Genomic DNA, 19869 nt, shown 5'->3' with positions numbered 1-19869 from the left:
CCCGCCAGGCCGCGAGCCCGGTGGTCGCCCCGATGAACAGCGCCACCGCCACCGGCACCGCGACGAGAGCCACCGTCTGCCCCGGCAGCCCCTGCCACACACCGACCGCGTCGCCGAGGCGCCCCGGCGTCCGGGGGCCCAGTGCCTGCATGAGCGCCGCCGCTGCCCCGGCTCCCAGCAGGGCGTAGGCGAGGTGCTGGAGCAGGAAGACGCGCACCACCTGGCTCGGCGTGAAACCGATGGCCTTCAGGATCGAGATGTCCCGCAGATGTCCTCGGACACGGGTGTCGATCGCCCCGTGCACGGCGAGCCCGGCGGCGACCAGCGCGCCGAGCCCGAAGAGTCCCAGTACCTGGCCGAGCAGCCGGTCGTCGCCCTGCGCCTCGGCCCGCGCCTGCTGCCAGGAGGAGACCTCGCTGACGGCACCGGCACCGAGGAGGGTGACGGCACGCTGCACGGCGTAGTCGGTGTCGGCGGGGTCGGTCAGCCGCAGCCCGATCACCTGGCCGTCGCCGGACACGGAGTGCGGCAGGGCGGTCGGCGCAACCCAGACCAGCCCCGGCCGCTCGCCCTTGCGGTAGCCGGGCTCGGCGCTGTCGGCGACGCCCAGGACGGTCAGCGTCGCGGTGTCGCCGGTCAGGGTCAGCACGTCGCCGGGCCCGGCGAGCAGCGCGCGGGCGAGGCTGCTCTCCAGCACCACCCCGTCGGGCCTGCCGGGGTCCAGCCAGCGACCGGAGGTGAGCAGGGGGCGGCCGGTGGCGGGGCGTTCCTCCATGCCCCGCAGCTCGACCGAGGCACGGGTGCCGCGGGAGGCGACCGTGCCGACGGAGGTGGGGTACGGGCCGGCGACGGACTCGACGCCCTCCAGCCCGCCCAGCCCGGCGAGCTCGGATGCCTGGGCGGAGGGGGCGGTGTGGATCCACACGTGTGCGCCCCGGGACTGCGTGAAGACGCGCTGCCAGGGGTTGGTCGCGTAGCCGAAGAGCGCCGCCGCCAGCAGGAGGGAGGTGACGATGCCGGCGGTGGCGAGGACGAGGAACAGCGCCTCGCCCCGATGGGTCCGCAGGTCCGAGTGCGCCCAGCGCAAAGTGGCTCGCATCGGTCAGTCCTTCAGCTCCAGCACGGCGGGTACCCCCGCGCCGGCCGGTGTGCCGTCCAGCTCGACGTCGTCGGCCATGCGGCCGTCGAAGAAGCTGATGACCCGGTCGGCCGCACTCGCCAGTCGTGCGTCGTGCGTGACCAGGATGATCGTCTGACCACGCTGGTGGAAACGGGACAACACCCGCGTCACCTCGCGGGTGCCCTTGCTGTCCAGGCTGCCCGCGGGCTCGTCGGCCAGCAGCAGCGGTGGACGGTTGACCAGGGCCCTGGCGAGGGCGACCCGCTGCTGCTCGCCGCCGGAGAGTTCGCCCGGCATGCTCCGTTCCTTGCCCGTGAGTCCCAGCTCGGCCAGCAGCTCCTCACGTTCGGCGCGCGCCCGCTTGGCGGAGACTCCGGCGAGCAGCGCGGGCAGTTCCACGTTGTCGGCGACCGACAGGTTGGAGACCAGGTTGAAGAACTGGAAGACGATGCCGATACGGCGGCGACGCTCGACGGCCCATCGCGCCTCGCTGTAGGCGTCCGTGCGCTCGCCGTCCAGCCAGATGCTGCCGCTGTCCGGCCGCTGCAGTCCGCCGAGCAGATGCAGCAGCGTCGACTTGCCCGCGCCGGACGGACCGGTCACGGCCACGAACTCGCCGGGCCGCACGCACAGGTCCACTCCGCGTACGGCGTGGGCGGGCGCGCCCTGTCCGTGGTGGGTCTTGACGAGGTTCTCGGCCCGCAGCACAGGAATGGGGGCGTCGCTCACCGGGGCTCCTCCAGTTCCTCCTGGCAGCGCTCCAGCCAGTCGAGGTCGGCCTGGAGGTGCAGCATGGCACCCTCGATCAGCAGCCGGGAGATGCGGTTGTCCCGGTTGTTCTCGGCCGTGGAGAGCTTCGACAGGTTGCGCATGGTGTTCAGATAGTGGCGCCGTTGTTTGTTGATCAGGGCGATCTGGTCGGCCAGTCCGGTCTGCTGGGCGAGCGCGAGCTTCATGAAGAACTCGTCCCGGACCCGCGGCTCGTCCGCCGTCTCCTCGAACCAGGCGCGCAGCGCCTCCTGCCCGGCATCGGTGAGGTGGTAGATCTTCTTGTTGGGCCGGCTCGACTGCTCGACCTCCTCGCCCTCGATCAGTCCCGACTTCTCGAGGCGGCCGAGGGTCACATAGATCTGGCCGATGTTCGGCTGAGGGTACGCGGCGCCCAGGAGTTGCTCAAGGTCCCCTTTGAGCTCGTAGCCATGGGCCGGGCCGCGCGCCAGCAGGGCCAGGAGGGGCAGGCGCACTCGAGCTGTCCTCCTCGCAGCCTCGTATTGTGTTCCAGGCCCTAGTATCGCCCATACCTAACAGGTATACATGGCCTCTGACTCCGGGCGAAGGTGCCCGGTGCCGGTGTACAGGGAGGAACCTATGCGGTGGATGCGCGCCGCCGGTAGGGGCCTTCTCGTCCTCGCGGTCGTTCTGGCCGGTTACGGGGCGTACGGCGCTCAGGCCGACGGCGGACTGAAGGGCCGTGGACCGCTGACCCTCGCCACCGCGGGCGACCTCACCGGCTATCTCGGCCCGCTCCTCGCGGGCTGGAACCGCGCACACCCCGGGGAGAAGGTCACCCTCGTCGAGCTGCCGGACTCCGCCGACGAGACCCGCGCCCAGATGATCACCGATCTGCGCGGGGGTGAACGCGGCCGTTTCGACGTGCTCAACATCGACGTCACCTGGACCTCGGAGTTCGCCGCCGCCGGCTGGATCCGCCCGCTGCCGAGGAACCGCTTCCCGCTGAACAGCTTCCTCCCGCCGGTCGTGGACACGGCGACGTACGACGGACAGCTGTACGCGGTCCCGTACGTCACCAACGCCGGCCTGCTCCTCTACCGCAAGGACGTCCTCGCCGAGGAAGGCGTCCCGCCGCCCCGCACCTGGGCCGAACTGGAGCGTTACGCGAAGACCGTCGCGCCCAGGCACGGACTCGACGGCTACGCGGGCCAGTTCCTGCCCTACGAGGGCCTCACCGTCAACGCGGCCGAGGCCGTGTACTCGGCCGGCGGCACGATCCTCGGTGACGAGGGCGAACGCGTCACCGTCGGCTCGGCCGCCCGCGAGGGCATCGGGTTCCTCGCCCGCGGCGTACGTGAGGGCTGGATATCCAAGGAGGCGCTGGAGTACAAGGAGGAGGAGTCCAAGCAGGCCTTCCAGGACGGCAGGCTGCTCTTCCTGCGCAACTGGCCCTACGCGTACGTCAGTGCCTCCGCCGAGGGCTCCGTGGTCGCCGGGAAGATCGGCGCCGTACCGCTGCCGGGTCCGGACGGGCCCGGAACCAGTGTGCTGGGCGGCTCCAACCTGGCGGTCAACGCGCACGCCGAGCACCCCGACACCGCCGCGCGCCTGATCGCGTACCTCACCAGCGAGCCCGTCCAGCGGAAGGTCCTCACCCGGGGCGCGCTGCCTCCCGTACGCGCGGAGCTGTACGGGGACCCGGAACTGGTGCGGGAGTTCCCGTACCTGCCGACCCTGCGCGCGAGCGTCCTCGCAGCCGCACCGCGCCCCGAGAGCCCGCGCTACGACCAGGTCAGCATGGTCGTACAGGCGGTCGTCCACGATGCGATGACCGGGCGGCAGTCGCCCCGGTCGGCGGCGCGACGACTGGCCCGCGAGCTCGCGGCGATCTCCCGGGGCTAGTCCTTCTCCCTGTTCCTCTGGGCCCACCTACTTACATGTTAGGTAACGCGACCATCTCATGTCGCGTCGTGATGCCCCATTAAGTCTGTATTTGGCTGGCCAACTCCGCAGTAGCTTGCGTCTACTCGTTGACACCTCCGCGACATGTCTACCTAACATGCATGCATAACCGTCAGCTCGCACAGACAGGTCAACGGGTGAGCTCCCAGCACATCGACACGCACCACTGGTGGCGTGACGCAGTGATCTACCAGGTGTACGTCCGCAGCTTCCTGGACAGCACCGGTGACGGCGTCGGCGATCTCGCCGGGGTCCGGGCCGGACTGCCGTACCTCAGGAAGCTGGGCGTCGACGGGATCTGGCTCAGTCCCTTCTTCCCCTCGCCGCAGCACGACCACGGCTACGACGTCGCCGACTACTGCGACGTCGACCCGCTCTTCGGCGACCTCGCCGAGTTCGACCTGCTGGTGGCGGCCGCCCGGCGGCTGGGCGTCAAGGTGCTGCTCGACATCGTCCCCAACCACTGCTCCAGCGCGCACCCGTGGTTCCGCGAGGCGCTGGCCTCGGCGCCGGGCAGCGCGGCACGGTCCCGTTTCCACTTCGCCGACGGCCGGGGACCGGACGGGGCCGAGCCGCCCAACAACTGGCACGCCATGTTCGGTGGCCCGGCCTGGACCCGCGTCACAGAGGCCGACGGCCGTCCGGGCCAGTGGTACCTGCACATGTTCACGCCCGAGCAGCCCGACTGGAACTGGCGCGAACCCGAGGTCGGCGCGTACTTCGACCGGGTCCTGCGCTTCTGGCTCGACCGGGGCGTCGACGGCTTCCGCATCGACGTCGCCGCCGGCCTCTTCAAACACCCCGGCCTGCCCGACTCGCCCGACCCCGAGGCGGACGCCCGCACCCGCGACTCGGTCAACCCGCTCGCCTGGAACCAGCCCGAGGTGCACGAGGTGTGGCGGCACTGGCGGACGGTGTGCGAGGAGTACACGGCACACGACGGCCGCGAGCGGCTCCTGGTCGGCGAGGTCTCGGTCCCGACCGCACGCGAACACGCGAAGTACGTCCGCCCCGACGAACTGCACCAGGCCTTCTTCTTCGACCTGTTGAGCGCGTCCTGGGACGCCGACGCCTTCCGCAAGACCATCACCGAGGCCATGCAGGACATCGCCGGCACGGGCTCGACCGTCACCTGGGTCCTCAACAACCACGACCAGGTCCGCACGGTCACCCGCTACGGCGAGCCCGCCGTCGAGGGCAGCGGCCTCGGCGCCGCCCGCGCCCGCGCCGCAGCCCTGCTGATGCTGGCGCTGCCCGGAGCCGCGTACATCTACCAGGGCGAGGAGCTGGGCCTGCCCGAGGTCGTCGACCTGCCCGACGACGTGCTCACGGACCCGATCTTCCGCCGCACCGGCAGCCGCGCCCGCATCCGCGACGGCTGCCGGGTCCCGCTGCCGTGGTCCGGGCAGGCCTCGCCGTTCGGTTTCACCTCCGGCGTCGAGGGCGCCAAGCCCTGGCTGCCCCAGCCCGAGTACTTCGCCGAGTACGCCACCGACCGCGCCCTCGCCGACACCCGCTCCTTCTGGCACCTGTACCGCGACGGACTCCAGCTGAGGGCCGCGCTGCCGCAGCTCGGCGAGGGCTCGCTGCGCTGGCTGGACACCCGGCCCGGCGTCCTCGGCTTCGTCCGCGACGACGGCCTGGTCTGCGCCGTCAACTTCGGTACGGCACCCGCCCCGGCGCCCGCCCCCGGCACCCCCCTGCTGTCCAGCGGCCCCTGCCCGGCCGGGGTGCTCCCCGGCTCCACGGCCGCCTGGTGGACCGGCGACGACACCGGTTCCTGAAGCCCCACACCGCCCCACACCTCCCCACCCCGTCAATCACCCTCCCCGAAGGGACATCAACGATGATGCGACGACGTACCCCCCTGCTCACGGGCTGTACCGCCCTCGCCCTGACACTCGGCGCGACCGCCTGCGGAGGCGGCGACCCCGTCTCCGCGGGCGGCGGCGACAAGGCGCTCAGCGGTCAGACCGTCTCCGTGGCCGGTGTCTGGTCCGGCAGTGAGCAGAAGAACTTCCAGAAGGTGCTGGACGCCTTCACCGAGAAGACCGGCGCCAAGACCCAGTTCGTCTCCACCGGCGACAACGTCTCCACCGTCGTCGGCAGCAAGATCGAGGGCGGCAACGCCCCCGACGTGGTCATGGTCCCGCAGGTCGGCGTGCTCCAGCAGTTCGCCGGGAACGGGTGGCTCAAGCCTCTGTCCGCGACCACCGAGAAGTCCGTCGGCGCCAACTACGCGAGCGTGTGGAAGGACTACGGCAGCGTCGACGGCACCCTCTACGGCCTGTACTTCAAGGCCGCCCACAAGTCGACCGTCTGGTACAGCCCCGACGCCCTCGACCAGGCCGGCGTCCAGCCGCCGAAGACGTACGACGAGATGCTCAAGGCCGGACGGACCGTCTCCGACTCGGGCCTCGCCGCCTTCTCCGTCGCGGGCCAGGACGGCTGGACACTCACCGACTGGTTCGAGAACGTCTACCTCTCCCAGGCCGGCCCCGAGAAGTACGACGCCCTCGCCGCCCACAAGCTGAAGTGGACCGATCAGAGCGTCGTCGACGCGCTCACCACCCTCGGCGAGCTCTTCCAGGACAAGCAGCTTCTGGCGGGCGGGCAGAAGGGCGCCCTCAACACCGACTTCCCCGGCTCCGTCGAGAAGGTCTTCGGACCCGAGCCGGAGGCCGGCATGGTCTACGAGGGCGACTTCGTCGCCGGCGTCGCCAAGGACCAGTTCGGCCGGAAGATCGGCGAGGACGCGGACTTCTTCCCGTTCCCGCCGGTCGGCGGCGGCGAGGCGCCCGTGGTCAGCGGCGGTGACGCGGCCGTCGTCCTCAAGGACGGCAAGGACACCAAGGCGGGCATGGCCCTCCTGGAGTACCTGGCCACCCCCGAGGCCGCCGCCGTATGGGCCGGGACGGGGGGCTTCCTCTCCCCGAACAAGAAGCTCGACCTCACCTCCTACGGCGACGACGTCACCCGCACCACCGCCAAGTCCCTCATAGCCGCCGGGGACTCGGTCCGCTTCGACATGTCCGACCAGGCCCCGGCCTCGTTCGGCGGCACCAAGGGCGCGGGGGAGTGGAAGATCCTCCAGGACTTCCTGCGCGACCCGTCCGACCCGAAGGCGACCGCGGCGCAGCTGGAGACCGCCGCGGCCAAGGCCTACAAGGACTGACCGCGATGACCGCCACGCTCACGAACGTGGGCGGTCCGCCCGCCGCCAAAACCGCCGCCCCCCAGCGGCGCGCCCGGCGGCGGGGCAGGATCATCGCCCTCCTCTTCGTCTTCCCCGCGCTGCTCCTGCTCGGCGCCCTCGTCCTCTACCCGGTCCTGTTCTCGGTCGGCCGCAGCTTCTTCGACGCCTCCGGGACGCGGTTCGTGGGCGGCGCCAACTACACCGAGATGTTCCGCGACCCGGCCACCCTCAAAGCCGTCCGCAACACCACCGTCTGGGTCGTCGTGGCACCCGCCCTGCTCACGGGGCTGGGGCTGATCCTCGCCGTGCTCGTCGAGAAGATCCGCTGGGCCACCGCGTTCAAGCTGCTGCTCTTCATGCCCATGGCCGTCTCCTTCCTGGCCGCCGGCATCATCTTCCGGCTCGCCTACGACGAGGACCCCGACAAGGGCGTCCTGAACGCGGCGGTGGTCGGCATCCACGACGCCTTCCAGGGCAGCTCCTCCTACCCCACGGCCCGCGCCCGTGACGGCCAGGGCCTCACCGCCGGTGGCGACGGCTCGTACCGTACGACCACGAGCGTGTCACCCGGTGACACGCTCGCTCTCGGCCTGGTCGGCGTCGCGCCCAAGGACGTCCAGGGTGCGGAACCCGCCCACGCGGCCGCCGCACGCGAGGCGGGCCGCGACGAACTGCGCGGCGTCGTCTACCTGGACTTCACGCCCGGTGGGGGAGGGAAGCAGGGCGCGGTGGACCGCCGGGAGAGCGGACTGCCGGAGATGAAGGTCGAGGCGGTGCGCGACGGGAAGACGGTCGCGAGCACCACCACCGCGGCCGACGGCTCCTTCCGCTTCCAGAGCCTGAAGGCGGGCTCGTACACCGTCACGCTTCCCGGCTCGAACTTCGCCCCGCCCTACGAGGGCGTCTCCTGGCTCGGCCCGGCGCTCGTGACCCCGGCGATCATCGGGGCGTACCTGTGGATCTGGACCGGCTTCGCGATGGTGCTGATCGGCGCGGGCCTGTCGACGCTGCCGAGGGACACGCTGGAGGCGGCGCGCATGGACGGCGCCAACGAGTGGCAGGTGTTCCGCCGGATCACCGTGCCGCTGCTGGCACCCGTACTGACCGTGGTCTTCGTGACCCTCGTCATCAACGTGATGAAGGTCTTCGACCTTGTGTACGTCATCGCGCCCGGACCCGTGCAGGAGGACGCCACCGTGCTGGCCACCCAGATGTGGCTGGTGTCGTTCGGCGGCGGCAACGACCAGGGACTCGGCAGCGCGCTCGGCGTACTGCTCCTGCTGCTCGTCGTCCCCGCCATGGTCTTCAACGTCCGCCGTTTCCGAGGGAGTCAGCGATGAAGGTCAACGCGCTCAGGCGGGCGCTCGGCAGCGGCCTCGTCCAGGCCTTCCTCGTGCTCGTCGGGCTGATCTGGCTCACCCCGCTCGCCGGACTGCTCCTGTCGTCCCTGCGGTCAACCGAGGACACGGCCAGAGGCGGCTGGTGGACGGTGCTCACCAGTCCCGGCGGGTTGTCCTTCGACAACTACTCGGCGCTGCTGGGGAACGCCGGCATCACCCAGGCGTTCTGGAACACCGTGCTGATCTCGGTGCCCACGACCGTACTTGTCGTGGTGATCGCCGCGCTCGCCGGATACGCCTTCGCCTGGCTGGACTTCCCCGGCCGGGACGCGCTCTTCCTGCTGGTGGTCGCCCTGTTGGTGGTGCCGGTGCAGATCGGTCTGCTGCCGGTGGCCAAACTCTTCGGCCAGCTGGGGCTGTTCGGCACGATCCCGGGCGTCGTCCTCTTCCACGTCTCGTACGGACTGCCGTTCGCGATCTTCCTGCTGCGGAACTACTTCGCCGAGATACCGCGGGAGATGCTGGAGGCGGCCCGTATGGACGGGGGCGGCGAGTGGCGCATCTTCACACGGCTCGTCCTGCCGGTGGGGCGGCCCGCCCTCGCGAGCCTCGCCATCTTCCAGTTCCTGTGGGTGTGGAACGACATGCTGGTGGCGCTGCTGTTCGCGGACAGCTCGGCACAGCCCCTCACGGTGGAACTGCAGTCACAGATACGGCAGTTCGGCAGCAACATCGATGTGCTCGCGCCGGGTGCGTTCCTGTCCCTGATCGTGCCGGTGGCCGTGTTCTTCGCGTTCCAGCGGCACTTCGTGCAGGGGGTCATGGCGGGATCAGTGAAGTAGGGCAGGCGACATCCCGGACAGCTCAGGCGCCGGACAGCTCAGGCGCCGGACAGCTCTGGCGCCGGACGGGTGAAGCTCCGGACTCAGGCCGCGTCCTGGAGCTTCACCGGACCCGGCTGCGGCCTCTTCGCCGAGCAGCCGTCGCCCGACGACCGTCCGCGCAGTCGCCGCCACAGCCACGGCCCGAGAAAGTCCACGGCCCAGCGCACCTCGACGCCGACGGCCCGCAGGGCGGGGACGGGAGGCCGGGGCGGCAGTGACTCGGCCCAGTTGCCGTGGCCCGGCAGGCCGAGCGTGTGGGCCATGCCGGAAGCGATCCTCGCGTGGCCCAGCGGGCTCGCGTGCAGCCGGTCGTCGGCCCACAGCCGCGGATCGGTGGTGACCGGGTGCGCGAAGACGTCCAGGACGAGGACGCCGTGCCGCTCCGCGGTGGCGCGCAGGCGGGTGTTGAGGTCGAGGATGCGGGGGAGCACCCGGCGCGCGAGCGGTGAGACCTTGCCCAGGTCCGGGAAGGTCACGGTGGCGACCTGGGCGCCGGACTCGGTGAGACGGGCGAACATCTCCTCGATGTCGGCGACGACCGACGCGGCGTCGAAGCCGGACCGCACCAGGTCGTTCATACCGGCCATGACGGTCACCAGGTCCGGCTGCAACTCCAGTGCCGGGCCCAGCTGTTCGGCCCTGATCTGTGCGGCCGTCCTGCCGCGTACGGCGAGGTTGGCGTACGCGAGGCTCGGTTCCTGCCCCGCCAGGGCTTCGGCCAGCCGGTCGGCCCATCCCCGGTGTCCGCCCGCCGGGTCGGGGTCGCCGAGGCCTTCGGTCATGCTGTCGCCGATCGCCACGTAGCGCCGGTAGGGATGCGGAGCGGTCATGGCGAGAAGCCTACGCAATCGCCTCGACGGCAGGGCAGGCACGCCGAACACGACCTGTCGTGACCGCTGAGCGGCATGCGCCCGACGTGTCCGGTGGACGGCGTTTCATGTGGGTGAGGTCCACCGGGGGGCGGTCCGGGCCCAGGCCGTGTCCCATCGGGCGAGGTTGCGTCGTTCCAGGCGGCGGCCGGCGTAGCCGTACGCGGCGGCCGCGAGGAGGGGCACGGTGAGCGCGGCGAGGACGGCGTGGACCACGGTGCGGTTGCGGATCTGGTCCTGGGTCAGGGGCGGGTCGGTGATCTCTCCTTCGGCGGTGATCCATACGCGGATCGTGCTGCCCGCCGGCAGCGAGGCCTCGACCTCGGCCTCGTCGGTGCGGATCTCGCCCCGGGGGTCGGAGAAGCGGACGGTGACCGGGTACAGGGCCCTCTTCGCCTCCTCGGATCCCGGTTCCGGATGACGGGGGGCGTCGTGGACGAGGGCGGCGCTGGTGTGGTGCCGGTGGGCGGCCTGGTGCTGGGCGGCCTGCCTGTGGTGCCGGTGGGCGGCGTCGCCGGCCAGGAACAGGACGGCGGGGGCGGCGGTCAGGACGGCGAGGAAGAGGCCGAGGGCGATCCACGCCTGCGCAAGGTCGGTGCGGCGGCGCAGAGGGTTGCGCCGCCATCGCCACAGCAGGACGCGTGGAAGCCGTTCAGGGGGCGGCTGGTCCGAGCGTGTCGTGCGGGCCACGGTGTCTCCTTCCGCGTCGGAGGCGGCCCATGCCGCTGACCTGCCGGAACCGGTGGGGACGGGGGCGCGGTCAACGCGGTGGTACGGGGGGCGGGGTGGTGCAGGGGTGGTTGTGGACGGCTCGCAGGAGGGTGGCGGCGCCCCGGACGGCTGCCGTGTGCGGAGTGGGAACGGGCTTGACGGGGACGCGCAGCAGTTCGGCGAGACGGGGGGCGACGTGGGGGCGCAGCGCGCCGCCGCCGGCCAGCAGTACGCCCCGCCGCAGCGCGTCGTGTGTCCGGGACGTGTGGTCCTGTTCCCGCATGGCGGTCACCATGCCGACGATCGCGTCGGTGATCCGCGTGGCCGGGGCGAGGCGGTCCATGTCGCTGGTGCCCAGGGTGGTGCGGTGGGCGTCGGTCACGGCGCCGTCGTCGAGAAGGACGACGTCGGTGACGTGGGCGCCGATGTCGACCACGAGCAGGGGCCGGGCCAGGTCGGCGTCCGCGGCGACGGCCACGGCGCGTGCGGCGGGAACGGTGAGGACGGTGTGCGGCCGCAGAATCTCGGCCGCGGCGCGGGCTTCGGTGCGGAAGGCGACCGTCCCCAGGGCGGGTGTGGTCAGGATGAGCAGGGGGCGGGTCGAGCGGGGCAGCCGGTGGCCGAGCAGACGGTCGAGCATCCGGGCGACCGCGGCGGTGTCGACGATGGCGCCGCGCTGGACGGGATGGACGGTCCCGTTCCCGAAGGCCACCGTGGGTACGTCGAAGACCAGTCCGTTGCCGGAACTCCAGGCGCGGGTGCGGGCGCTGCCCAGGTCGAGGGCGATGCCCCGGCACTGCCGGCACCCGGGCCACGGCCGGTGCCGGGGCCCGGCGGAGCGAGGGCGGCGGGTCGTGGTCACCGGTCGGCCTCTCTGAGGTGCTGGCAGCGGGCGCAGTAGCGGGCCTGCGGCACGATCATCAGGCGCTCACGGTCGATGGGTCTGCGGCACAGATGGCAGGTGCCGTAGTGGCCCTGGTCCATGCGCTGGAGGGCTGCTTCGACGTCGGCGAGGACCATGCGGGCGGACGCGGCGAGTTTGACGCGGACCTCGGTCTGCGAGGAGGCCTGCCGGTCGAGCAGCGCCTCGGTACGGGGCACGGCCGTGGCCGTGAGCTGCTGGACCTGTTCCTGTCGGAACAGGCGCTGCTCGTGCAGGTTTTCGCGCAGCGCGGCGAGGTCCTCGCTCGACAGGGTCGTGCCGCGTGCGCCGATGATCTGCTGGTTCACCACTTCACCCCTTGGGCAGGCAGGGAGACTTGAGAGACTGGGCGGGCGGTTCGTCAGGCGGCGTCGCGCTGACAGGGGACGCAGAACCGCGTGTAGGGCAGGATTTCCAGGCGCTCGATCGGGATGGGCTTGGAGCAGCCCTGGCAGGTGCCGTAACTGCGGTCCTGGATTCGGGCGCAGGCGGCGTCGATCTCCTTGAGGACCCGCTCGATGGTGCCCCTCTGCGCCGACATCAGATGCTCCTCCGCGTCGTGCCCGGCCTCGGCGATGGCCTGCAGTTGCGTCAGGCGGGTGTTGCGTTCGTGTTCGAGGCGCTGCCGGGCCTCGTGGGCGGGCAGACGCCCGAGTCGGGGTTCGGTCCGGGGCATATCGAGCGACATGACGGGTCCTGTCTTGCAGAGGATGGGTGGCGGCGAGGGGGGAGTGTCGGGGAACGGGGTGGCTGGGGGTCATGGTGGGTGGGGCATGACCTCACCGTGGCCGATGCGCGGCGCGAAACCCATCGGGCGCAATACCCATTTGCGTTCGTTCGACGGCCTACCGTGGCGTGGGCAGGCGGGGCGGCGGAAATGGGCATTGGAGCCCATCGACGGAACCACCCGAGTGCGGGCAGGCTTGCAGGAGGCCGGTCCGAAGCGGTGGGGCGCGGCGCATGCTCGGGTCCACGCCGACCGCGGAAACGACCGCGGAAACGACCGCGGAAACGATCGCGGGTAAGACGAAAGCCGTGTAGCAAGGCCGTGTCACACGAAGGAAGGCGTCATCGCGGTGTCCCTGTTCTGGCGGATCTTCGCTCTCAACGCCGTGGTGCTGGGGACCGCGACCGCGTTGCTGCTGTGGGCTCCGGTGACCGTCTCCGTCCCCGTGGTGCTGACCGAGGCGATCATCCTCGTGGCCGGCCTGGTCGTCATGCTGATCGCCAACGCCGCCCTGCTGCGGATCGGGCTCGCCCCACTGGACCGGCTGACGAAGCTCATGACCACGGTTGATCTCCTGCGGCCCGGTCAGCGGCTGCCGGAGCGCGGCCGGGGTGAGACCGCCGAGCTGATCAGCACCTTCAACGCCATGCTGGAGAGACTCGAACACGAGCGGGCATCGAGCAGCGCCCGCGCGCTGCTCGCGCAGGAGGACGAGCGGCGCCGTATCGCCCAGGAACTGCACGACGAGGTGGGCCAGAGCATGACCGCTGTCCTGCTGGGGCTGAAGCGGGCGGCGGACGACGCCGAGGAACCCCTGCGCGGTGAGCTGCACCAGGCCCAGGAGATCACCCGGGAGAGCCTGGACGAGGTCCGCCGCCTGGTGCGTCGGCTGCGGCCCGGCGTCCTGGAGGATCTCGGGCTGGTCAGCGCCCTGACCTCGCTGACCACCGAGTTCGCCACGCACACCGGGCTGCGCGTCGTGCGCCGTTTTGACGGCGGCCTGCCCGAACTGGATCAGGAGACCGAACTGGTGCTGTACCGGGTCGCGCAGGAGGCCCTGACCAACGCCGCCCGCCACGCCGAGGCCGGCCGGGTGGAGGTGAGTCTGTCACCGGCCGATGGCACGGTGGTGCTGGCCGTCGCGGACGACGGCCGGGGGACCGGGGTGGCCCGGGAAGGCGCGGGGATTCGCGGGATGCGTGAGCGGGCCCTGCTCATCGGGGCCACGCTGGACGTCACCTCCCAGCCGCAGGCCGGTACACAGGTCCGGCTGACCGTACCCGTTCCCAGGAAGCAGCCATGACCACGACCGACCCGCCCCTGATCCGCATCCTCCTCGCCGACGACCATGCGCTGGTACGGCGCGGTGTGCGGCTCATCCTCGACGGGGAGCCGGACCTCCAGGTCGTCGCCGAGGCCGGAGACGGCGCTGAGGCCATCGCACTGGCCCGCACCCACGACGTCGATCTCGCCGTGCTGGACATCGCCATGCCCCGGATGACCGGCCTGCAGGCCGCCCGCGAACTGATCGCGCTGAAGCCTGACCTGCGGGTGCTGATGCTGACCATGCACGACAACGAGCAGTACTTCTTCCAGGCGCTGAAGGCGGGCGCCAGCGGCTACGTGCTGAAGTCGGTCGCCGACCGTGACCTGGTGGCCGCCTGCCGGGCCGCCATGCGCGACGAGCCCTTCCTCTACCCGGGCGCGGTCACCGCCCTCATCCGCAACTACCTCGACCGTGTCCGCCACGGCGATGAGCCACCCGACCAGATCCTCACCCCGCGGGAAGAGGAGGTGCTCAAGCTCGTCGCCGAGGGACACTCCTCCAAGGAGATCGCCGAGATGCTCTTCATCAGCATCAAGACCGTCCACCGGCACCGGGCGAACCTGCTGCACAAACTCGGCCTGCGGGACCGCCTGGAACTCACGCGCTACGCCATCCGCGCCGGCCTCATCGAACCCTGACGCCGCTCTCGGACCCTCGTGACCGCCTCGATGTCCCGGCCGCCCGCTCCACAGCCTCCACAGCCGGAACTCTGAGGCCAGGCACAGCCGTTCGTACTGATGGACCACCGACATAAAGAAGGGGACGGCGCATGGCACGCGGCTTGCTCACCGTCCCCCGCAGGGGTGACCTCGGTCCGGCAGCGCTGATCGCCGTCCTTCTCGCCGTCCTCACCGCGCTGTTCCTTCCGTCTTCGTACGGCAGCACCGCACCCCGCATGCCGGACCGCGTGGCGTCGGCCACCGAGGCCGTGCAGGCGGTCGGCGGAACCCGGGCGGACGACGGCCACTGCGCCGCCCTGCTCCGAAGCCCTCGCGATGTTCCCGGCGAGCGGCTCTCACCACCGAGCACGGCCACCGTCGCCTCATCCTGCAGGCCCGTCAGCCCGCCGTCGCCCGTCCACACCGCGTCGCCGGCCGCGGTGAGCCCACCGGCCACCCCTCACTCGACGGGCCGTCACCAGGGGCGGGCGCCCCCTCCACCATCAGGCACCTGAGCTTCCCTCTCTTTCCGTCGACCGCGGTCATGCCTGGCTGCGGTGTGCCTGCCGGAGGCCCCATTTGACCCGCGCCCTGCGCATCCGAGGGCTGCTCGCCCTCGCCGCTGTCGCCCTGTCGCTGTTCATCGCCCTCACCGTCCCCGTCCACCTCGGACTCGATCTGCGTGGCGGCACGCAGATCGTGCTGGAAACCCGCCCCACCGCCACCGCCACCGCTGACGCCGTCAGCGAAGCAACCGACCGCACCCTGGAGGTACTGCGCGGCCGCATCGACGCACTGGGCGTCGCCGAACCCACCCTCGCGCGCTCCGGCAGCAACCGGATCGTCGTCGAACTGCCCGGAGTGCAGGACCCGGCCGAGGCCGCCGATGTCCTCGGCCGCACCGCCCAACTCACCTTCCACCAGGTCCTCGGCACGACGACCAGTGCCGACAACCAGGACGAACCGCTGCCGAAACGGCCGCGCCCGCAGGTTCTGTCCGATGAGACCGGCCAGAACCTGCGCCTCGCGGCGGCCTCACTGACGGGTCAGAACGTCAAGGAAGCCGCCGCCCGGCTCGACCAGCAGGCCGGCGCCGGATGGCACGTGACCGTCGACTTCAAGGGAGCAGGGCGCGACGGCTGGGCCCGCCTGACCGGCCAGGCCGCCTGTGCCCCGGCGGGGGACCCGTCCCGACGGATCGCCATCGTCCTCGACGACAAGATCATCTCCTCGCCCCAGATCGATCCCTCGGTCGCCTGCGACTCGGGCATCAGCGGTGGCTCCACACAGATCACCGGATCCTTCGGCGCCGACGAAGCCAAGGAACTCGCCCTGCTCATCAACGGCGGCGCCCTGCCCGTCCCCGTGGAGAGCGTCGAGCAGCGCACCGTCGGCCCCACCCTCGGAGCCCAGGCCATCACCGCCAGCGCCTGGGCCGCCGCGGTGGGCACCGCGCTGACCGCGCTGTTCATCATCGCCGTCTACCGGATCATGGGCGTTCTGGCCACCGTGGCGCTGGCCTGCTACGGCCTGATCTCCTACGCCGCCCTGGCCGCCCTGGGCGCCACCCTCACCCTTCCCGGCCTCGCCGGGTTCGTCCTGGCGATCGGTATGGCGGTCGACGCCAACGTCCTGGTCTTCGAACGGGCCCGCGAGGAGTACGCCTCCCGCCACCGGCCCAGCCCGCGCTCGGCCCTGACCGCGGGATTCCGCGGCGCCTTCAGCGCGATCGCCGACTCCAACATCACTACCCTCATCGCCGCCGGCCTGCTGTTCTTCCTCGCCTCCGGACCCGTGCGCGGTTTCGGCGTCACACTGGGGATCGGCGTCCTCGCCTCCATGTTCAGCGCCCTGGTCGTCACCCGTGTCCTCGCCGACCATGCCGCCTCGCGGCGCCGGCTCCGCCGCCGCCCACGCCTGACGGGCATCGCTCACACCGGCACCGTCCGCGACCGCCTCACGCGCACTCAACCGCAGTTGCTGCGCCGGCCCCGGCGGTGGCTGGCCGCTTCAGCCGCGGCCCTGGCCCTGGCCGCGGCCGGGATCGCCGTGCGCGGTCTGGACTTCGGTGTCGAGTTCACCGGGGGCCGCCTCATCGAGTACACCACCGCCACCCCCGTCGACCCCGACCGGGCGCGCACCGCCCTCGCCGACGCCGGTTTCCCCCGAGCCGTCGTCCAGACCTCCGGCGACACCCGGCTCACCGTCCGCACCGACCAGCTCACCAACGCGCAAGCGGCCGCCGTCACCGACACCATCGGCACGCTGACCGACCACGCCGACAAGCTCCGCGACGAAGCCATCGGCCCCAGCCTCGGCAAGGAGTTGCGGCACGGCGCACTCATCGCCCTCGTCGTCGCCCTCGGCGCCCAGCTGCTCTACCTCGCGGCCCGCTTCCGCTGGCTGTTCGGCACCTCCGCCGTGGCCGCCCTCGCCCACGACGTGGTGATCCTGATCGGGGTCTTCGCCTGGCTGGGCAAGCCAGTGGACGGCGTATTTCTCGCCGCTCTCCTCACCGTCGTCGGCTACTCGGTCAACGACTCCGTCGTCGTCTTCGACCGCATCAGGGACCTGAGCCGCAGCGACCGCACGGCACCTTTCGCGGTCCTCGCCAACCGGGCTCTGCTGCAGACTCTGCCCCGCACCGTCAACACCGGCATGGGCGCCGCCTTCATCCTCACCGCCCTGGCCGTCCTCGGAGGCGACTCCCTCGCCGACTTCGCCCTCGCCCTGCTGATCGGCGTCGCCGTGGGCACCTATTCCTCCATGTTCACCGCCACCCCACTCGCCATCGAACTCCACAGACGCCGCCACTGAGGTTGTGCCGGTCCGGGGTGACGTGATGGGGGCGTCGGGCGGGTGTGCCGGACAGCGTGAGGCGGCCGGGCAGGCCGGTCACCTCACGCTCCGGAGGGTGCGGTGGGCCGTGCCGCGGTGAGGATCCCGGCGATCATGCGGACCACCTCGGGCGACCGGTCGACGAGGTGGAAGTGGCCGCCGGGGTACGCCTGCACGGTGACGGGCCCGTCACCGTGCACGGGGGCTCGACTGAGCGGTTGGGCCCGGGCAGTGCCCGCACGGCGCATCAGCGGCTGGGGGTGCCCGGGCCTCACCGTGGCAACCGTGTCAGGTGCCGAGTGTGCCGAAGAAGGCACGGACATCGGTGACGAAGGCCTCCGGTTGCTCCAGAGCGAGGAAGTTGCCCCCGCGCTCCAGCTCGCTCCAGTGAGTGATGTTGTGCTCGCGCTCGGCGAATCGACGGACGGCGATGTCGGTGCTCAGGGCGACGGCCACACCGGTCGGGACGGTACCGCGTGCCTTCGGAGCCCAGGCGGTCGCGTCGTGGGCCGTCTCGTAGTACAGGTTGGCCGACGAACCGGCCGTGCCGCTGAACCAGTAGACGCTGACGTTCGTCAGCAGGCGGTCACGGCCCACGGCGTCTTCGGGGAGTTCGGCGGCGGCGTCCGTCCACTCCTTGAACTTCTCCACGATCCAGGCGAGCTGGCCGACCGGTGAGTCGTGCAGACCGTAGGCGAGGGTCTGCGGGCGGGTGGACTGGATGGCGTTGAAGCCCATCATGTCCTGCTGGAAGTTCTCCAGCCGCGCCAGCCGCTCCTGCTCCGGTCCGCTCAGCCCCTCGAACTCGGCGGGGTCCCCGGAGGGAAAGGTGAGCAGACCGTTGACGTGGATGCCGGCGACCCGGTCGGGTGCCTGCCGCCCCATCTCGGCGGCCAGCCAGGCACCACCGCCCGTGCCCTGAACACCGTAGGTGCGGTAACCGAGCCGATCCATCAGCTCGACGAACGCGGCCGCGATGCGGCCCGTGTTCCAGCCGGTCTCGCCGAGCGGACCGGAGAAGCCGGTGCCGGGAGTGGAGGTCACGACGACGTGAAAGTCCTCCGCCAGCGGCCGGACGACCTCGACGAACTGCACGAACGAGCACGGCCAGTCATGCAGCAGAAGCAGCGGAACGGCCGCCGGGTTCTGCGAACGGACGTGCAGGAAGTGGATGTTCTGCCCATCGATCTCGGTGGTGAACTGGGGAAACTCATTGAGCTCCGCCTCCGCCTTGCGCCAGTCGAAACCATCGGCCCAGTACGCGGCCAGGGCCTTCAGGTAGTCGGTGGGCACACCCCGGCTCCAGCCGACGCCGGGGATCTCGCTGCCCCAGCGGGTACGGGCCAGCCGGTCGCGCAGGTCGTCGAGCTCGTCCTGCGGGACGTCGATGCGGTACGGGTGGATCCGGGCGTCGGTGCTGCTGCTGGTCTCCATGGGTGAAACAGTATTCTCGATATAGGCACGTTCCGTTCCTAATGACGCCACAGGCTGGACTCCATGCTGGACACCTCCGCGCGGTTGCTGCGCCTGCTCTCCCTGCTGCAGACCCCGCGAGCCTGGCCGGGGTCCGAACTCGCCGAGCGCCTGGAGGTGAGCGGCCGCACCGTACGCAACGACATCGACCGACTGCGTGAACTCGGCTATCCCGTCGACGCCACCCGTGGATCCGCCGGTGGCTATCGACTCGGCGCCGGAGCGGCGATGCCGCCGCTGCTCCTCGACGACGAGGAGGCCGTCGCGGCAACCATCGCGCTGCGCACCGCCGCGCAGGGCGCCGTTCCCGGCACCGAGGAGACCTCGTTGCGGGCGCTGGCCAAACTGGAGCAGGTACTGCCTTCGCGGCTGCGCCGACGGGTGCGGGCACTGCAGGCGTTCACCGTGGCCGTGCCGGCCGACCGGCCTGCCCCGACCGTCTCCGCGGACGTCCTCACCACCCTGGTGTCCGCCTGCCGTGACCGGGAACGACTGCGCTTCGACTACCTGGACCACGCAGGCACTCCCAGTCGGCGCATCGTGGAGCCGTACCGGGCGGTGAACTGGGGCCGGCGTTGGTACCTGGTGGCGTGGGACGTCGAACGTGAGGACTGGCGGACCTTCAGGATCGACCGGATCCAGCCGCGGACCCCGACCGGACCGCGCTTCACCCCGCGCGAAGCACCCGGCGGCGACATCACCGCGTACGTCTCCCTACGGGTGTCGAGCGCGGCATGGCGTCATCACGCGCGAGTGACCGTCCACGCGCCGGCGACGGCGGTGATCGAGCAGATCAACCCCGCCGTCGGCGCGGTCCAGGCCCTCGACGCCGACACCTGCGTCCTGACCACCGGCGCCGACACGGTACAGACACTCGCTGCCTACCTGGGCATGCTCGACTTCGACTTCGACGTCACCGAGCCCGCGGAACTCGTCGACCACATCCGCCGGCTCGCGGACCGCTACGCCCGCTCGACACCACCCGTCCACCGGGGCGAGGCCACCCTGCGGGCGCCCCGGGGACTGGCGTCAACCGGCTCGACCACTGGCGAACCGGACGATCTGGCATAGCGGGGCCGAGGCCACGGACAAGGTCTGCGACCTTCTCC

Annotated in this window: 20 protein-coding genes; 10 read left to right on the top strand and 10 right to left on the bottom strand. The window is 71.3% G+C overall.

From position 1 onward, the window contains the following. From AWZ10_RS34620 to AWZ10_RS34610, 3 genes are all read right to left on the bottom strand, one after another. Positions 1–1099: ABC transporter permease (locus AWZ10_RS34620; protein ID WP_279616659.1), on the bottom strand; the 1099-nt coding region annotated here is incomplete at its 3' end. Between the two features lie 3 nt (positions 1100–1102). Continuing rightward, positions 1103–1849: an ABC transporter ATP-binding protein gene (locus AWZ10_RS34615; RefSeq protein WP_060892980.1), complete on the bottom strand. Its 747-nt coding sequence runs from the start codon at positions 1847–1849 to the stop codon at positions 1103–1105. Further along, a complete protein-coding gene (locus AWZ10_RS34610; RefSeq protein ID WP_046702626.1) occupies positions 1846–2364 on the bottom strand; it encodes a PadR family transcriptional regulator in 519 nt (172 codons plus the stop codon). The genes AWZ10_RS34615 and AWZ10_RS34610 overlap by 4 nt, the downstream gene beginning before the upstream one ends. A gap of 124 nt (positions 2365–2488) precedes the next feature. On the opposite strand from AWZ10_RS34610, the gene AWZ10_RS34605 reads away from it, so the two are divergent. The 5 genes from AWZ10_RS34605 to AWZ10_RS34585 all read left to right on the top strand — a co-directional run bounded on the left by AWZ10_RS34605 (position 2489) and on the right by AWZ10_RS34585 (position 9192). Next, positions 2489–3754: an ABC transporter substrate-binding protein gene (locus tag AWZ10_RS34605; protein WP_060892979.1), complete on the top strand. Its 1266-nt coding sequence runs from the start codon at positions 2489–2491 to the stop codon at positions 3752–3754. Between the two features lie 161 nt (positions 3755–3915). Then, a complete protein-coding gene (locus AWZ10_RS34600) occupies positions 3916–5598 on the top strand; it encodes a glycoside hydrolase family 13 protein (protein ID WP_240439344.1) in 1683 nt (560 codons plus the stop codon). 62 nt (positions 5599–5660) lie between these two features. Continuing rightward, positions 5661–6989, top strand: coding sequence for an ABC transporter substrate-binding protein (locus AWZ10_RS34595; protein WP_046708537.1), 1329 nt, complete (start codon positions 5661–5663; stop codon positions 6987–6989). A gap of 5 nt (positions 6990–6994) precedes the next feature. Next, complete coding sequence (locus AWZ10_RS34590) at positions 6995–8350, top strand: ABC transporter permease (protein ID WP_046708536.1); 1356 nt, start codon at positions 6995–6997, stop codon at positions 8348–8350. Next, positions 8347–9192 (top strand): carbohydrate ABC transporter permease, encoded by an 846-nt coding sequence (locus AWZ10_RS34585; RefSeq protein ID WP_046708535.1) that lies wholly within the window; start codon positions 8347–8349, stop codon positions 9190–9192. Before AWZ10_RS34590 ends, AWZ10_RS34585 begins: the two co-directional genes overlap by 4 nt. Positions 9193–9275: 83 nt before the next feature. Here the strand turns inward: AWZ10_RS34585 and AWZ10_RS34580 are convergent, their stop codons facing one another. From AWZ10_RS34580 to AWZ10_RS34560, 5 genes are all read right to left on the bottom strand, one after another. Continuing rightward, on the bottom strand, positions 9276–10064 hold the full coding sequence (locus tag AWZ10_RS34580; RefSeq protein WP_046708534.1) for an SGNH/GDSL hydrolase family protein: 789 nt from the start codon (positions 10062–10064) through the stop codon (positions 9276–9278). A 105-nt stretch (positions 10065–10169) separates the two neighbouring features. Beyond that, complete coding sequence (locus AWZ10_RS34575) at positions 10170–10793, bottom strand: Rv1733c family protein (RefSeq protein ID WP_046708533.1); 624 nt, start codon at positions 10791–10793, stop codon at positions 10170–10172. A gap of 70 nt (positions 10794–10863) precedes the next feature. Beyond that, complete coding sequence (locus AWZ10_RS34570) at positions 10864–11676, bottom strand: rod shape-determining protein (RefSeq protein ID WP_060892978.1); 813 nt, start codon at positions 11674–11676, stop codon at positions 10864–10866. Continuing rightward, positions 11673–12047: a TraR/DksA family transcriptional regulator gene (locus AWZ10_RS34565; protein ID WP_060892977.1), complete on the bottom strand. Its 375-nt coding sequence runs from the start codon at positions 12045–12047 to the stop codon at positions 11673–11675. The genes AWZ10_RS34570 and AWZ10_RS34565 overlap by 4 nt, the downstream gene beginning before the upstream one ends. 50 nt (positions 12048–12097) lie before the next feature. Next, positions 12098–12424 (bottom strand): TraR/DksA family transcriptional regulator, encoded by a 327-nt coding sequence (locus AWZ10_RS34560; protein ID WP_046709761.1) that lies wholly within the window; start codon positions 12422–12424, stop codon positions 12098–12100. A gap of 388 nt (positions 12425–12812) precedes the next feature. Here AWZ10_RS34560 and AWZ10_RS34555 point away from each other — a divergent pair, with 388 nt between their 5' ends. The 4 genes from AWZ10_RS34555 (at position 12813) to secD (ending at position 17266) form a co-directional block, all read left to right on the top strand. Next, complete coding sequence (locus AWZ10_RS34555) at positions 12813–13766, top strand: HAMP domain-containing sensor histidine kinase (protein WP_046705352.1); 954 nt, start codon at positions 12813–12815, stop codon at positions 13764–13766. Continuing rightward, on the top strand, positions 13763–14428 hold the full coding sequence (locus AWZ10_RS34550; protein ID WP_046705351.1) for a response regulator: 666 nt from the start codon (positions 13763–13765) through the stop codon (positions 14426–14428). The genes AWZ10_RS34555 and AWZ10_RS34550 overlap by 4 nt, the downstream gene beginning before the upstream one ends. Before the next feature lie 131 nt (positions 14429–14559). After that, positions 14560–14964: a hypothetical protein gene (locus AWZ10_RS51805; RefSeq protein WP_159058447.1), complete on the top strand. Its 405-nt coding sequence runs from the start codon at positions 14560–14562 to the stop codon at positions 14962–14964. 64 nt (positions 14965–15028) lie between these two features. After that, a complete protein-coding gene (gene secD / locus AWZ10_RS34545) occupies positions 15029–17266 on the top strand; it encodes a protein translocase subunit SecD (RefSeq protein ID WP_060892976.1) in 2238 nt (745 codons plus the stop codon). Positions 17267–17349: 83 nt separating this feature from the next. Here secD and AWZ10_RS51800 read toward each other — a convergent pair whose 3' ends face one another. After that, positions 17350–17487, bottom strand: coding sequence for a hypothetical protein (locus AWZ10_RS51800; protein ID WP_159015072.1), 138 nt, complete (start codon positions 17485–17487; stop codon positions 17350–17352). 88 nt (positions 17488–17575) lie between these two features. Beyond that, positions 17576–18721, bottom strand: coding sequence for an epoxide hydrolase family protein (locus AWZ10_RS34540; RefSeq protein ID WP_060892975.1), 1146 nt, complete (start codon positions 18719–18721; stop codon positions 17576–17578). 63 nt (positions 18722–18784) lie between these two features. Between AWZ10_RS34540 and AWZ10_RS34535 the strand changes: the two genes are divergently transcribed. After that, positions 18785–19831 carry a helix-turn-helix transcriptional regulator gene (locus AWZ10_RS34535; RefSeq protein ID WP_060892974.1) on the top strand — a complete coding sequence of 349 codons (1047 nt, stop codon included), beginning with the start codon at positions 18785–18787 and terminating at the stop codon, positions 19829–19831. Positions 19832–19869: the final 38 nt, after the last annotated feature.

This window comes from Streptomyces europaeiscabiei, from assembly GCF_001550375.1.
In the GTDB taxonomy this organism is placed as follows: Bacteria; Actinomycetota; Actinomycetes; order Streptomycetales; family Streptomycetaceae; genus Streptomyces; species Streptomyces europaeiscabiei.
The sequence above is the reverse complement of the archived record's forward strand: the minus strand, read 5'-3'. Positions and strand labels throughout refer to the sequence as shown.

What these genes read in the sequence shown, in the direction of transcription:
- AWZ10_RS34605 (WP_060892979.1), top strand. Translation starts at nt 2,489, where the DNA reads ATGCGGTGGATGCGCGCCGCCGGTAGGGGCCTTCTCGTCCTCGCGGTC.
- AWZ10_RS34600 (WP_240439344.1), top strand. Translation starts at nt 3,916, where the DNA reads ATGCATAACCGTCAGCTCGCACAGACAGGTCAACGGGTGAGCTCCCAG.
- AWZ10_RS34595 (WP_046708537.1), top strand. Translation starts at nt 5,661, where the DNA reads ATGATGCGACGACGTACCCCCCTGCTCACGGGCTGTACCGCCCTCGCC.
- AWZ10_RS34590 (WP_046708536.1), top strand. Translation starts at nt 6,995, where the DNA reads ATGACCGCCACGCTCACGAACGTGGGCGGTCCGCCCGCCGCCAAAACC.
- AWZ10_RS34585 (WP_046708535.1), top strand. Translation starts at nt 8,347, where the DNA reads ATGAAGGTCAACGCGCTCAGGCGGGCGCTCGGCAGCGGCCTCGTCCAG.
- AWZ10_RS34580 (WP_046708534.1), bottom strand. Translation starts at nt 10,064, where the DNA reads ATGACCGCTCCGCATCCCTACCGGCGCTACGTGGCGATCGGCGACAGC.
- AWZ10_RS34560 (WP_046709761.1), bottom strand. Translation starts at nt 12,424, where the DNA reads ATGTCGCTCGATATGCCCCGGACCGAACCCCGACTCGGGCGTCTGCCC.
- AWZ10_RS34550 (WP_046705351.1), top strand. Translation starts at nt 13,763, where the DNA reads ATGACCACGACCGACCCGCCCCTGATCCGCATCCTCCTCGCCGACGAC.
- AWZ10_RS51805 (WP_159058447.1), top strand. Translation starts at nt 14,560, where the DNA reads ATGGCACGCGGCTTGCTCACCGTCCCCCGCAGGGGTGACCTCGGTCCG.
- AWZ10_RS34540 (WP_060892975.1), bottom strand. Translation starts at nt 18,721, where the DNA reads ATGGAGACCAGCAGCAGCACCGACGCCCGGATCCACCCGTACCGCATC.
- AWZ10_RS34535 (WP_060892974.1), top strand. Translation starts at nt 18,785, where the DNA reads ATGCTGGACACCTCCGCGCGGTTGCTGCGCCTGCTCTCCCTGCTGCAG.